Here is a 13,922-nt window from a genome sequence, read left to right as displayed (position 1 = left end):
TGACGGGTCGCGTCATTGGCTGGGCACAACAAATTAGGTCGCTTATGAGCAAAGCGGACACCACGCGAATTTGCAACACGCGCAGATACATGGCGCTATTCGGGCAGGCACTCTGGGAAGGCGTCTCCCGTTTGATCGAGGACATTACGGAACTCGGAGGCGGCTTCGTCAGGCGAGGTGCTGAGGGGGCGAAATCACTCCACCAGAACGAATCCTTCCGTCCGCCTGCTCGTTCCGCTCGGTCAGCACGCAGCAGGGATTCGCAATCGTCAGAGCTCGCGTTGGTCCAGCTGTTGCGGGCCTCAAGACCTAACCCGACGGCCAAGGGTCCTCTTTCGGACCGGTCGCTACGATCCGCAGCGCGCCGTCTGGTAAGGGCCGCTGCAGCGCCTTGGCCTCGTCCCACGGGCCGCCCAGCCAGGCGTCGAATTCCTCGGATCTAGTCAGGATCACCGGCATCGCCTTCGGGTGCACGGCGCCGACCTCGGCGTTCGGCTCGCAGGTCAGAAAACCATACACGTCGATCGTGATCTCGCCCTCCTTGGCTTTGCGGACTGATGTCCAGGTCGTCCAGAGGCCGGCGAACGCCAGGAGAGGCCGGCTCTCGTCGGTGGCGAACCAGACGGGCACCTTCTTGCCGTCAATCGTGTCGTACTCGGAGAATGAGGTGAACGGGACCAAGCACCGGTGGTCGGGGCCGAGCCAGCGCTTCCAGTGTGCGCTGTTGACGTTGCGGATGTTGGTCGTCCCGCTGTCCGGCTCAAGCCGCAACAGCTCCTTGAAATCAACGGTCCTGCCCTTGGCTTCAAGCTTCTCGGCCCGCTTCTTGGTCGCGTCCATCAGTGCCTTTGCCGAGCACGGCATGCCCCACCTCGCCATCGCAAGCTCGAGGCCGGCGGCCGAGTTTCGGACGATCGGCGCGGGATAGTCCGGGAAGATGCCCGGCATGGACGGCAGGTTGCCGGTGCGGTCGTTCCCCGGCTGCACTCCGAACAGCCGCCGGATGGCGTCGGCGTTCTTGGTCATCGAGTAGATGAGGTGATTGCGGCCGCTGCTCCGTTTGGCAAAGTCGATCGGAGCGGCCGCAGGAGCCGCGCTTCCTCGGAGGGGTCACTATGATGCACTACGCTGGCCTGGACGTATCTTTGAAAGAAACGGCGATCTGCGTCGTCGATGAGAAAGGCTTCATTCTGAGGGAGGGCAAGACGGCATCGGAGCCAGATGCGATTGCCCAGTGGCTCGCAAGCGTTGAGGTCGACATTAACAAGGTCGGCCTTGAAATTGGTGGTCTTGCCCGTTGGCTTTATACGGAATTGCGTGCCCGGGGCGTGCGGGCTGTGTGTGTTGATCCTCGTATAGCGCGACGATCAGGATGAGAACTTGGCGTCAATCTGGAGGAGAAGATTGGAGCCGGGTGGCCGGATCATTGTCGCTGGCTCCCGGCTTGGCAAGGGCTGATTGACGCTGGGCGACAATCAGCATTGCCGCAGCGTCAATCAGCCGTGCTTTCGACCTCCTTCGGTGTGGCGTGAACCGGCGGTCGGCCGGCGCCGCGCTTGCGGCCGAGGGCGGCCTTGCGGCGGTAGCTCTCGACGTTCATCTCGATGATCGTGGCGTGGTGGACGAGACGGTCGACGGCGGCGAGCGTCATGGCCTGATCGGGGAAGATGCGGCCCCACTCGCCGAACGGCTGATTGGCCGTGATGAGCAGCGAGCGCCGCTCGTAGCGGGTGGCTATCAGTTCGAACAGCACGCTGGTCTCGGCCTGATCTTTCGACACGTAGGTGATGTCGTCGAGGATCAGCAGATCGTAGCGGTCGAGCTTGGCGATGGCCGCTTCCAGCGCCAGCTCTCGCCGCGCCGTCTGCAGCCGCTGCACGAGATCGGTCGTGCGCGTGAACAACACGCGCCAGCCGTTCTCGACGAGGGCCAGGCCAATGGCCGCGCTGAGATGGCTCTTGCCGCCGCCGGGCGGACCGAACAGCAGCAGGTTGGCGCCAGACTCGAGCCAGACGTCGCCCGCGGCGAGCGCCATCACCTGCGCCTTGGACAGCGTCGGCACGCTGTCGAAGTCGAAGCTCGCGAGCGTTTTGCCGGCAGGCAGGCGCGCTTCGAGCATGTGCCGTTCGATCCGGCGGCGACCACGATCGGCGACCTCGTGCTCGGCGAGTGCTGCGAGGAAGCGCGCGGCGGGCCAGCCCTCCTTGTCAGATTGCGCGGCGAGCTTTGGCCAGATCGCCTTGACGCTCGGCAGGCGCAGCTCGGTGAGCAGCAACTCGACGCGCGCGGCATCAATGGGTGTCGTCGTGCTGGTCATGCTGCATCTCCCGTGTTCGAGGTCATCGGCGCAAAGCCCAGGGACGCCAGTTCGTCGTAGGCGGCGAGCGGAGCAAGCTCGACGGCGACGTCGGGGACTGATGCCTGTTCGGGGCGGAAGCGGATGCGGAGCGTGGCGAGATCCGGCAGCCGTCCCGCATCGAGATCGGCGGCAATGGCCTCGGCGAGCTCGGCCTCGCAGGCCCGCTCGTGAGCGAGAGCAAGGGGCTCGACCGTGACCTTGCAGGCATGACGCTCGTCATATCTGTCCTGCAGCGTCTCGAACGCGCGTCGGTAGGCTGCCCGCGGGAACAGCTGATCGCGGTAGACGAGATTGGCAAGTGCCATCGGCTTGCGGCGCAGGGCATGGATGACGTGACGATAATCGACGACGTGTCCGCCCCGGCTTTCCGACACAGGCTGGCCTCGCCTGAGCATCGCGACCTGCGTGGTGCCGAGGAAGCATTCGAGGCGATCATCGAAGATGCGCACGCGCAGACGATGGCCGATCAGCTTCGAGGGCATCGTGTAGAAAACGCGGCGCAGGATGAAGCCGCCCGACGACGTCACGCGGATCACCTTCTCCTCGAAGTCGCTGGTGCGACCTCGCGGCAGCGGTGCCAGCATCTCCTTCTCGATCGCGATCCGCTTGACGACATGGGCGTTGCGCCGGCCGACGACCATGTCGACGAAGGCACGGTATCAGAGCGGCGGCAAAGCTGGCCGCGAGGACAAGGCAGCCGAACGCCATCAGCCGCCAATTCCTAGCCTGGACGCGCGCCGAACCAATGCGCTCGTCCCAAACCTGGGCCGCCTTCTGATATGGCGTCACCGGCTCGGGCGTGCGGCCGTAGTGAACGGATGGACGCTTGAACATGTCAGGATTTCCCCTCGGAGAGATCAATCGAGCCGCCATGCCCGCCTTGCTCGGCGTTGCGCACGGCCTGCGTGGTCGTGGATGTGCCCTGATGAATGGCTCGCGCCGCCTTGATGCGTTGCGCCCAACGGGGCGAGCCGCCGGCCGAACCGCCGCCCTCGGCTCCATGAGAGCCATCGACTCCGCTCCTCCGTGCTTCCGCCTTATGACGAAGCGGGCTTGCGGTTGCCTCCGCCTCATCATCTCCGGTCATGCCGCCGCGCAAAGCGCTAGACACACCAGAGCGAATAGAAGCAGCCGCCTTTGCTGAGCCAGATAAGGCAGCACCACCGAGCCCCGCAGCTCCTGTCGCGAGACCAGCGCCAGCCACGACAAGGCCGCCTGCCGCCAATGATGCGCCGGCAACGCTACCGGCGCCCAGCTGCGGCCCGCCAGACACCAGTCCATTGGCGATGCCAGGTCCGAACAGTCCGAGACCGAGCAGCGACAGCGATGCCAGTACCAGAGCCATGGCGCTGTCGATCGTCGGCGGATCGCCACCGGCGGCTTGCGTCAGCTGCGTGAACAACGTCGAGCCGACGCCGGAGATCACGGCCAGTACGAGGACCTTGATGCCCGACGAGATGACGTTCCCGAGCACCCGCTCAGCAGCGAACGCCGTCTTGCCAAATAGGCCAAACGGGATCAGCACGAAGCCGGCGAGCGTCGTCAGCTTGAACTCGATGAGGGTGACGAAGATCTGGATCGCCAGGATGAAGAAGGCGAGCAGCACGACCACCCAAGGGCTGCAGCGCAACCGAGCTCTCGCTCTCGGCCGACAGCGCACCACCGAGGTCGTGCCAGTCACCATCCATGGCGAGCGCTGCGACCCGCATTGAGCCGCCGAAGTCGAAGGCGAAGATTTGCGAGCCGGGATAGCGGCGGAACTGCAGAGCCATCGTCGCCAGCAGAACCGACTTTCCAGCACCAGTCGGGCCGACCACCAGCGTATGACCGACATCACCGACATGTAGCGCGAACCGGAACGGCGTCGCCCCTTCCGTTCGGCCGAATAGCAGCGGCGGAGCCTTGAGGTGATGGTCACGCGTCTCGCCGGCCCAGACGGCGGACAGCGGAATCATATGCGCCAGATTCAGGGTCGAGAGCGGAGGCTGTCGAACATTGGCGTAGACGTGCCCAGGCAATCCGCCGAGCCAGGCTTCGACGGCATTCACGCTCTCGGCCATGCAGGTGAAGTCGCGCCCCTGGATGACCTTCTCAACCAGCCGCCGCTTCTCGTCCGCTCGTGCCGGGTCCGCATCCCAGACGGTCACGGTCGCCGTGACATAGGCTTGGCCGATGTCATCGGAGCCGAGGTCCTGCAGCGCCGCATCGGCGTCGATCGCCTTGTTGTGGGCGTCGGTATCCACCAGGCTCGCTGCCTCGTTGGTCATCACCTCCTTGAGAAGAGCAGCCAGCGATTTGCGCTTGGCGAACCATTGCCGGCGGATTCGCGTCACGAGCTTCACGGCATCCTGCTTGTCCAGCATGATGGCGCGGGTCGACCAGCGATAGGCAAAAGCCAGCCGATTGAGATCATCCAGAATCCCCGGCGTCGTCGCCGACGGAAACCCTACGATAGTCAAAACACGCAGATGAACCGATCCCAGCATCGGCTCGAGACCGCAGGTGAGCGGCTGATCGGCGAGCAACCCATCGAGATGCATTGGGATTTCGGGGACGCGGACGCGCTGGCGCTGGGTCGAGATCGTCGATTGCAGGTAGCTCAGCACGGCGTCGTCACCGAGCCAGGCGCATTCCGGCATGAAGCCCGCAATCAGTTGCAGGATGCGATCGGTTCGGTCGACGAAACCGCGCAAGATCTCCCGCCCATTGACACCATCCGGCTGCGGCCGGCCCTCGTAGAGCACGCGTTCGGAACGTGCGACGTCCTCGCGCGGCGGCAGATAGAGAAAGGTCAGAAAATAGCTTGACTCATAGTGGGCCCCCTCTTCCTCGAACTGCGCCTTCCGCTCGGCATCGACCAGCGCGGACGCGGCATCCGGAAACATGCAGGGCGGATAAGCTCCCGCCGAATGCCGCTGGGCCTCCACGAAGATGGCCCACCCCGATCCCAGCCGTCGCAGCGTGTTGTTGAGGCGGGCAGCGACCGCCACGAGCTCGGACTCGACCGAACTCTCCAGATCGGGACCTCGAAAGCGCGCCGTCCGCTGCAGCGAGCCGTCCTTGTTGAGGACGATGCCCTCATCGACCAGCGCCGCCCAGGGCAGGAAGTCAGCAAGGCGGATGTTGGTGCGGCGATATTCGGCGAGATTGAACATGGCTGATCTCACTGACCGAGATGACCGGGAATGCGCAGATGACGGCGCACCACTTCGATGAAGGACGGATCGCGCTTCGTGGCCCACACTGCGATCATGTGACCGACGAACCAAAGCAGCAGGCCGAAGAACCAGAGCCGCAAACCAAGGCCCAACGCGGCCGACAGCGTGCCGTTGACGATCGCGACAGAGCGCGGCGCCCCACCCAGCAGGATCGGCTCCGTCAGGGAGCGATGAACCGGCGCGGCAAAACCTTTGACCTCTTCATCCATCAGATCACCACCCCGCCGCCGAACGAGAAGAACGACAGGAAGAAGCTCGAGGCAGCGAAGGCGATGGAGAGCCCGAACACGATCTGGATCAGCCGCCGGAAACCGCCCGAGGTCTCTCCGAAGGCAAGCGACAGACCGGTCGTGATAATGATGATCACGGCGACGATCTTGGCGACCGGCCCCTCGACCGACAGCAGGATCTGATTGAGCGGCTGCTCCCACGGCATGTTCGAACCGGCGGCGTGAGCGGGGGCGTCAAGCAGCATCGAAAGCGCCGTCGCAACAACCCAGCTCGCCAGCAATATTCTCGTCGGTGTCGTCACCTGTGATCTCCCATCTGTGCGAGGACGTAGTCTCCGGATTCAGAAAGCCCCTCCACGCGCACCAGCTCGCTCAGGCAGCGCGCTCGACCGCGGCCCGTCAGCACAGCGATGACGTCGATGGTTTCGGCGATCAGGGCTCGCGGTACAGTCACCACGGCTTCCTGGACCAATTGCTCCAGCCGCCGGAGCGCGCCGAGCGCGGAGCCCGCGTGAATCGTCCCGATACCCCCGGGATGGCCCGTGCCCCAGGCCTTCAGGAGATCGAGCGCCTCGGGACCGCGCACTTCGCCGATCGGAATGCGATCCGGCCGCAGGCGCAGAGACGAACGAACCAAATCGGAGAGCGACGCCACGCCGTCCTTGGTCCGAAGCGCAACCAGATTGGGCGCGTGGCACTGCAGCTCACGGGTATCCTCGATCAGCACCACGCGGTCGCAGGTTTCGGCAACGACGGCTAGCAGCGCGTTCGTCAGCGTGGTCTTGCCCGTCGACGTGCCTCCAGCCACCAGAATGTTGCAGCGATCGAGCACGGCTTTCCGCAAGCCACCAGCCTGCACCTGGCTCATGATCCCGTCCGCGACGTAATGATCGAGCGTGAAGACCGCGACGGCCGGCTTGCGGATCGCGAAGGTCGGCGCGGCAACGACAGGAGGCATCAGAACTTCGAACCGTTCGCCCGTACCTGGCAATTCTGCCGAGACGCGTGGAGATCCGGCATGGACCTCGAGCCCGACATGGTGGGCGACGAGACGAATGATCCGCTCGCCATCGGCAGCGGAAACCATCTCGCCCGTGTCGACCAAACCAGATGCCAGACGATCAGCCCAGAGCCGGCCGTCCGGATTGAGCATCACCTCGACCACAGATGCATCGTCGAGAAGGAGCTCTATTGCCGACCCCAGAGCTGTCCGCAGCATACGCGCGCCACGCGAGGCACTCTGCGTTTGAGCGATCTCGGTCACCCCTGATCTCCGACTCGTCAAGCGCACTCACGCTGCGCGAACCGGACAATCAAAGAATGCAGCAGCTCGAACCGAGCAAGATCACCCTTGCCGTCTGCGTGCTCTGGCGAAGAAAAGCGTAGACGCTGAGCCTGGTCCGCTTCCGGAGGATCGCCAAACAATTGTCGGCGTGCGCGACGAGCCGCCGCATCTCGAAGGCGCGGCGGCCCGTCATGCGTCACGAATTTTTCTCGGATCTCGCGTTCAGAGGGTCTGAGGACGTCGGACCGACCGCCTCACCACTTGCCTTGAACCGCCGGCTCCTCGATCAGAACAGGCAGTTCGGAGTACGATCCGAAATCGTCAGCGCCCTTAGCCGATGCGAAGCTGAATCGATCGTCTGACTGCCTTATCGCTCGCCTTCGGTGCGGAATTGCGAACCAAACAAGGGCAGCAGCTTGCAGGGCAACATTGACGCCGAACGCGACCTGATAAGCGACGGCCGGGTAGTGTCCGTCTTGTTGGACCCATTGCGCCACCAGCAGTCCTGTCCCGTATTGAGCAAGGAAACCCCACCCGAAATGCACGACATTCAAAACGCCGTTCGCTCGGCCCGCCATCTCCTTGGGAAAATAGTCCGAGATGATTGCAAAGCTCAGCACGGTTGCCGATCCCACAATGGCGATCATCAACCAGGGACCGATCGACGGCAGCGGCAGTCGTAGCACCAGCGCCAGTTGGGCCAGGATGAACAGGACCGCCACGAGCGCGAGCAATGTCTCGGACCTGATGCCTTTCCCGCGAGTCCAACTCGCGAGCATGCCGAGCAGCCAAGCCCCAAGACTGAGCACGATGGCCGTCGCACAGAGCGCCGTCACGACCTCGGTCCGTGTCATACCCTCGACGTCCGTCAGCCACGCGGGTGCCCAGAGACCTTGCATCGACCAGGCCGATCCGATGCAGGCGCCCGAGAGCGGCGCGATCCTCCAGAAACGTCGATCAGCCAGGATCTCTCGCAGACCGCCGCCGGCCGATGCGGATGACGCCTCGACATCGCGCTCCGGGACCAGGAAGAAGATCAGGATCGCCGTGCCCGCTGTGGTCACGGCCAGGATATCGAACAGATCCCGCCATCCAGTTTTCGCCAGCACTGCTTCTGCTGGAAGCGTGGCGGCAACGGCACCAAGCGCGCCGAGCATGACCATGTATCCATTCACGAGCGCCACACGCTCCCGCGGGAACCAGAGAACGATCGCCTTCAAGCCGGCGGTGAGAGCAGCTGCGACGCCAAGCCCAATGACAGCGCGCGACATCAGCAGCGAGAGCGGCCCGGACGAGCGCGCAAACGCGGCTGCGCCGAACGCAGCAACCAGAAGCAGAGCGCTCTGCACGCGCCGCGGCCCGTAGCGATCGAGCATCACGCCGACCGGGATCTGGGCGGCCGCGAGCACCAGAAAGTAGACGGCCGTGATCAGGCCGAGATCGGCGGCATTCAGTCCGAGCTCCGGGGCCAAGCGTGCGGAGACGACGCCATTGATTGTCCGGAACAGGTACGACAGGAAATACCCGGCCGCGAATGGCATGAAGACCAGAGCCACGACAGCCCAGCCGGAGATTCCGGCACCGCCGTCCTTGGCGTCTGCTCCCTTCCTGCCGAACATGTAGTCCGGCCCAGCCTCTCGGGGACAGTTCGGGTAAGATTGCTCAGCGCAGCAATCCCTCCGCAAGGCGAAAGGGGTCCTCGCCGCCCTCCCGGGCGGCCGGCACACCCCACGACACCTCAGTGATCGGCGCCGCGATCCCGGTGTGGTTCGCACGACGGGTCGGAGCTCCGAACGGCAAGGGCTCGCCACCCTGCTCGGAAGAAAGGTCCGCCGTTACACGCTCGCGAACCTCCGCTTCAACCCGTCCGCTCCCTGGAGCCTCCCCAGAATGATCCGCCGTCGCCTTGGTGGTCCCGTCCCGCCCGAGCGACGTCAAGGCCAGGTGATAGCGGGCATGCAGGCCGACCGTTTCATTCAGCGCCTTCAGATCCCGCTGAATGCCTTCGAGCTGCTCTTCCAACCCACTTAGTCGATTTTGCGACGGCGCTCCGCCATCCACCGGCTCACGAAGGAAGCGCTCCAGCGCCTTCTCCACCAGGATCGCGCGGTTCACACATCGCTCATCCGTCGCGCTCTTCAGACGATCGAGAATCTCATCAGAGAGCTGCAGAGTGATCTTCTTCTTCATCGTTCGGACCCATTTGGTCCGTCGATATCCCCCTGCTTGCTGAATGGCACCTGAGGCGAGCGAGCGTTCTCGCTCAAGCGCAGGAAAAGAAGCTCCAGCGTAGACGCCTGCTTCGCCCCTGTCCGAAGCCGTCTCTCATTCGCCTGGCTCTTCCGGTGTCTTCCTCACGAAGTCCTCCGGGATCTCCCGCAAGAAGCTCTGTCCTTTCTGCAACCGCCGGCCAAGCGCCTCAACGAAGCCTTCGAAGCGCTCACGCCCCTTGAGCTGCGCCGCGGACTGCATCTCGTTCGGCAGTGGTGGTGTTACGGTCAGCCAGAAGCGGACGAACAGCGCGAGCGTCTCGGCAAGAATGCCGACATCGCGCTCCAGCCGCTGCATCTGCCGCGACAGCCGGTCGAGCCTGCGGGTGAAGGCCGCCTCGCGGCGGTCAGCGCCGTCGGGCGACAGGAAGGACAGCACGGCTGCCTCCACGATCGCCGAGCGCGACAGCTTCTTGCGGTCGGCCAGCTCGGTGATCTGCTTCAGCAGCGCGGGCGGGAAGTAGACATTCATGCGATCACGCATCGGACGATCCTCAGAGACCGAGATCGTCGCCAGGGTCGAGCGCAGCTTGGCGCGCGACACCCACCATCGTCGGATCTCGACCACTTCTGGGAAGAGGCGCTTGGTCATCATCATCGAGCACGAGCGAGAACTCGTCAGCTGGGTCCGCCGGCACCGCTTCAGTCGCAATCGCGACGTGCTCCGGCAGCTCCGGCTCACGGCGCAAACCACCATTGGCCTGATCCTCGCTCGCCGGCGATCTCGCCTCCGACTTGGCCAGCACCGCCGCGATTGGCGCGAGAACCGACCAGTCGTCTTTCCGTCGCAACGTCTCGCATCGAGTGAACTCTGGTGGCGACAGGATCCGAGAGACGAGCCGCTGGTCCTCGAAGTAGCGGGCCTTCTTGGCCCGGATCGGCGGCGCGCCCGCGACCATGACAACCTCATCGGTCGGCGGCAGCTGCATCACTTCGCCCGGCGTCAGCAGCGCCCGCGGGGTTTCCTGGCGCGAGACCATGAGGTGGCCGAGCCAGGGCGCCAGGCGATGACCGGCATAGTTCTTCATGGCCCGCATTTCGGTGGCAGTGCCGAGCGCATCCGAGACACGCTTGGCGGTCCGCTCGTCGTTGGTGGCAAAGCTAACCCGGACATGGCAATTGTCCAGGATCGCGTTGTTCGGCCCATAGGCCTTCTCGATCTGATTGAGCGACTGCGCGATCAGAAAGCTCTTGATCCCGTAGCCCGCCATGAAGGCGAGCGCAGATTCGAAGAAGTCGAGCCGTCCGAGCGCCGGAAACTCGTCCAGCATCATCAGCACGCGATGCCGGCGCTCGCGCGCCTGCAGATCCTCGGTGAGGCGACGGCCGATCTGATTCAGCACGAGCCGGATGAGCGGCTTGGTGCGGGAGATGTCGGACGGCGGCACGACGAGGTACAGCGTGGTCGGCTCTTCGCCAGAAATCAGATCGGCGATGCGCCAATCACAGCGGCCGGTGACCTCGGCTACGACAGGATCGCGGTAGAGCCCGAGGAACGACATTGCAGTCGACAGCACGCCTGATCGCTCGTTCTCCGATTTGTTCAAGAGTTCGCGTGCGCTCGATGCGATGACGGGATGCGGCCCCTCTTCGCCCAGATGGGGCGTCGCCATCATGGCCATCAGCGTGGTCTCGATGGGACGCTTCGGATCTGACAGGAAGGCTGCAACGCCAGCGAGGGTCTTATTGGGCTCGGCGTAGAGGACGTGAAGGATGGCGCCGACCAGCAGCGAATGGCTGGTCTTTTCCCAATGGTTGCGTTTGTCGAGCGACCCTTCGGGATCCACAAGCACGTCGGCGACATTCTGGACGTCTCGGACTTCGAATGCCCCGCGTCTGACCTCGAGCAGCGGATTGTAGGCCGAGGCATGCGGATTGGTCGGGTCGAATATCAGGACCCGACCGTGCCGCGCGCGGAAGCCGGCCGTCAGCTGCCAGTTCTCGCCCTTGATGTCGTGGACGATGGCTGATCCCGACCAGGTCAGAAGCGATGGCACCACGAGACCCACACCCTTGCCGGAACGCGTCGGCGCAAAGCAGAGGACGTGTTCGGGTCCCTCGTGACGAAGATAGCGTAGGCCGAGACGCCCCAGGACCACACCGTCCTCGCCGAGCAGCCCAGCCCTCTCCACCTCCGCCGGCTCAGCCCAGCGTGCAGACCCGTAGGTCGCAACGATCCGCGCCTCACGCGCCCGCCACAGCGACATGCCGATCGCGGCCGCGACAGCCACGATGCTTCCCAGCGCCGCGATGGCCGCGCCCTCAGCGAACACCGCAGGCGCGTAGGCGTCATAGACGAACCACCACCAGAAGAACGCCGGCGGCCAATAGACCGGCCAACCTGCAAGTGTGAACCACGGCGGACCCAGTCGTGGCTGAAACACAAGCTGCCACGCCGTCCATTCGGTCGCTCCCCAGATCGCGACCAGCACGATCAGCGCGACAGCAAAGACTTGGCCCCACAGAATCCTGGTCGCCGGCATGTACGCTCTCCCGATGAACCTAGAGGCCGAGGTCGCGCTTGCGACCGATCTGCCATTCGATGCCCCCGGCCTTGGCGAGTCCCGAGACTGACTTGCCGAGCCTTTGATCGATCTCGCGCGACCACGGCACGAGGTAGAAGCCGAGCCCATTGTCGATCAGGGCAAATCGACCGGAGGTGAGTACGAGCCGCTGGCGGTAGGTCCCGGCGATCGGCACACCGGCCGCGACCGGCAGATGCGGGAGCTTGAACTCGGACGAGATCCTAGCGCCGACAGCCTCGAGCTCCCGCTGCCGCAGCGTCTTCAGAAGATCGCGCTGGACGACGATCCGCTGACCGTCACGCCGGGCCAGACCTTGGCGCACGAGATGCTCGGCCCTGGCGCGAAGCGCGTCCCTGGTCTCGGCCCCGAAGCCGCCATGGGCCAGCGGCATGGGCTCGCGCTCGACCAGCCGATGGTCGAGCCAGGTCGCGCCCTCGGCCCCGACTTGGTCGGCCAGGCCTAGGTCGGACCGCGTCGCCAGCACCAGTGTGGGCCGGGCCTCGTCTGATCCGCCAAAGCGGCGAACCTCGACGATGCCGCCGGCCGGCGGCGCCTGTGCAAAGGCTTCGAGCCCGCGGAACCGGACGTGATGGGCTCGGCCATCCACGCCGTCGATCACTGCATAGGCTTCGCCCGTCAGTTCGTCGTGCAGCCCGCGGTCGACCAGTCGGCCAGCAATCGGCGAGTCAGCCACCAAGCCGTCGATGGTGTAATCCGCGACAGCGCGCTCTTCGCCGCGGACAACGAACGCACGATGCATGGTCTTGATGATGTCGCCGCGCGCTCCAAGCTCCCGCAGCTTCCGCTCGGCGCCGAGCTCGACCATCCACTCGTTCGGGCCGGCCGCAGTCGCGAGCCCCAGCCGTTCGAGATATTGTAGACGCCCCCGCATTAGTCCGACGACCTGCCGATCCGGAAGACCGGGCGCGTCTCGACGAAGATCGATCGCGCCGACCTCGTCGGCCACCATCCGGATCTCACGATCGATGCGCGTCCAACGGTCGGCTGTGATCTCCCTCCCCAGCGCGCTGCGGATCTCGTGCTCCGGCTTCGGACCGAGTTCGAGCGCAACCAGTTCCTCGGCACGAGCGCGCAAGCCGCGGCTGATGTAGTCGCGAGAAATCACGAGATCCGCGCCCGTCTCGTCGACGCCGCGGACGAGCACGTGGACGTGTGGATTATCCGTGTTCCAATGGTCGACAGCGATCCACTCCAATCGCGTCGAGAGATCGGCCTCCATCTGTCGCATCAGATCGCGGGTGAAGGCCCTGAGGTCCACCATATCGGCGGCATCCTCCGGCGACACAATGAACCGGAAGTGATGCCGGTCACCCCTGCCCCGCGCTTCGAAGCCAGCCTCATCGGCCTGATCGCCAGTTGCATCGAACATCCGCGCCGGCTCGCCATCGCGCGTTACCCCGTCCCGCTTCAGGTAAGCGAGATGCGTCACCAGAGGCGCTGAACGAAACGCGCGCCCCTTGTGTCTTGCGATACGCGCCTTGACCGTCACCCGTCGGGCGGGGGCGAACAGCCGCTCTCGGCTGAAGCTGACGCGGCCCCGCCCGAAGGTCGAATGTGCCCGTACCGCGTAGCGTCCATTCACGACTGACAGCGGCGGCATGTGCCCCGCTGCATTCGCCGCCCGCAGCACGCGATTGATGAAGCTCTTCGTCTTGGCGCTCCGCCCCTGACGAATGCGGCCAGGTCGGATGCGGAGCTCGCGCTCGCTCGTGCTCATGCGCGGCGCCCCAAGGCGGCCCAAAACTCTACAGTGCCGAAAACAACATTGATCTCATTACTAAAAGTGCAGAGCGCGGCACGCGCTCCGACCGACCGGCACGGTTGAACGCAAGCCATGTCAATGGCTTGGCGTTCAACCGGCGAGCCCCTTTTATCTTGCCCTGAAACGTCGCTCGATTCCGGCTGGCTCTCTACGGCGCTATTAGTTCGTACGTTCGCGCGTCGCGTCGTACTCCAGACGAGTCTAGAGATGAAACGGCGACCCCGAAACAAGCCGAGAACGTTGGCCGCCACC

Annotated in this window: 11 protein-coding genes and 4 pseudogenes; 1 reads left to right on the top strand and 14 read right to left on the bottom strand. The window is 64.6% G+C overall.

The genetic code is table 11. The annotated features are described in order from the left end of the window. Positions 1-309: 309 nt before the first annotated feature. Positions 310-1,026, bottom strand: a complete 717-nt coding sequence (locus BRAD285_RS01365; protein WP_006612294.1) for an SOS response-associated peptidase — start codon at positions 1,024-1,026, stop codon at positions 310-312. An 89-nt stretch (positions 1,027-1,115) separates the two neighbouring features. On the opposite strand from BRAD285_RS01365, the gene BRAD285_RS35100 reads away from it, so the two are divergent. After that, entirely contained in the window at positions 1,116-1,376 is a 261-nt protein-coding gene (locus tag BRAD285_RS35100) for a hypothetical protein (RefSeq protein WP_157681648.1), read from the top strand. Between the two features lie 116 nt (positions 1,377-1,492). Here BRAD285_RS35100 and istB read toward each other — a convergent pair whose 3' ends face one another. From istB to BRAD285_RS01300, 13 genes and pseudogenes are all read right to left on the bottom strand, one after another. Further along, complete coding sequence (gene istB / locus BRAD285_RS01360; RefSeq protein ID WP_006611535.1) at positions 1,493-2,317, bottom strand: IS21-like element helper ATPase IstB; 825 nt, start codon at positions 2,315-2,317, stop codon at positions 1,493-1,495. Further along, positions 2,314-3,018, bottom strand: a pseudogene (locus tag BRAD285_RS01355) (IS21 family transposase); the annotation flags it as partial. The pseudogene BRAD285_RS01355 and the gene istB, both read right to left, overlap by 4 nt. Continuing rightward, positions 3,017-3,193, bottom strand: a pseudogene (locus tag BRAD285_RS01350) (VirB8/TrbF family protein); the annotation flags it as partial. The pseudogenes BRAD285_RS01350 and BRAD285_RS01355, both read right to left, overlap by 2 nt. 1 nt (position 3,194) lies before the next feature. Further along, positions 3,195-3,974, bottom strand: a pseudogene (locus BRAD285_RS01345) (type IV secretion system protein); the annotation flags it as partial. After that, positions 3,973-5,514 (bottom strand): annotated as a pseudogene (locus BRAD285_RS01340) (conjugal transfer protein TrbE); the annotation flags it as partial. The pseudogenes BRAD285_RS01345 and BRAD285_RS01340, both read right to left, overlap by 2 nt. 8 nt (positions 5,515-5,522) lie before the next feature. Further along, the gene (locus BRAD285_RS01335) at positions 5,523-5,786 is read right to left on the bottom strand and encodes a VirB3 family type IV secretion system protein (RefSeq protein WP_006612552.1); all 264 of its coding nucleotides are present in this window, start codon (positions 5,784-5,786) and stop codon (positions 5,523-5,525) included. Next, positions 5,786-6,052 (bottom strand): TrbC/VirB2 family protein, encoded by a 267-nt coding sequence (locus BRAD285_RS01330; protein ID WP_050886883.1) that lies wholly within the window; start codon positions 6,050-6,052, stop codon positions 5,786-5,788. Before BRAD285_RS01330 ends, BRAD285_RS01335 begins: the two co-directional genes overlap by 1 nt. Before the next feature lie 53 nt (positions 6,053-6,105). Continuing rightward, positions 6,106-7,071: a P-type conjugative transfer ATPase TrbB gene (trbB, locus tag BRAD285_RS01325; RefSeq protein WP_035646840.1), complete on the bottom strand. Its 966-nt coding sequence runs from the start codon at positions 7,069-7,071 to the stop codon at positions 6,106-6,108. Between the two features lie 275 nt (positions 7,072-7,346). Continuing rightward, on the bottom strand, positions 7,347-8,711 hold the full coding sequence (locus BRAD285_RS01320) for a nitrate/nitrite transporter (RefSeq protein WP_006612555.1): 1,365 nt from the start codon (positions 8,709-8,711) through the stop codon (positions 7,347-7,349). Between the two features lie 43 nt (positions 8,712-8,754). Beyond that, a complete protein-coding gene (locus BRAD285_RS01315; RefSeq protein ID WP_006612556.1) occupies positions 8,755-9,282 on the bottom strand; it encodes a CopG family transcriptional regulator in 528 nt (175 codons plus the stop codon). A gap of 135 nt (positions 9,283-9,417) precedes the next feature. Continuing rightward, positions 9,418-9,846 (bottom strand): CopG family transcriptional regulator, encoded by a 429-nt coding sequence (locus BRAD285_RS01310; RefSeq protein ID WP_006612557.1) that lies wholly within the window; start codon positions 9,844-9,846, stop codon positions 9,418-9,420. 10 nt (positions 9,847-9,856) lie between these two features. Continuing rightward, positions 9,857-11,845 carry a conjugal transfer protein TraG gene (locus tag BRAD285_RS01305; RefSeq protein ID WP_006612558.1) on the bottom strand — a complete coding sequence of 663 codons (1,989 nt, stop codon included), beginning with the start codon at positions 11,843-11,845 and terminating at the stop codon, positions 9,857-9,859. Between the two features lie 19 nt (positions 11,846-11,864). Further along, the gene (locus BRAD285_RS01300; protein WP_035646858.1) at positions 11,865-13,625 is read right to left on the bottom strand and encodes a DUF3363 domain-containing protein; all 1,761 of its coding nucleotides are present in this window, start codon (positions 13,623-13,625) and stop codon (positions 11,865-11,867) included. Positions 13,626-13,922 lie beyond the last annotated feature (297 nt).

Source organism: Bradyrhizobium sp. ORS 285 (genome assembly GCF_900176205.1).
In the GTDB taxonomy this organism is placed as follows: Bacteria; Pseudomonadota; Alphaproteobacteria; order Rhizobiales; family Xanthobacteraceae; genus Bradyrhizobium.
Note: the sequence above shows the minus strand (reverse complement) of the source record. Positions and strands in the feature narration are given on the sequence as shown.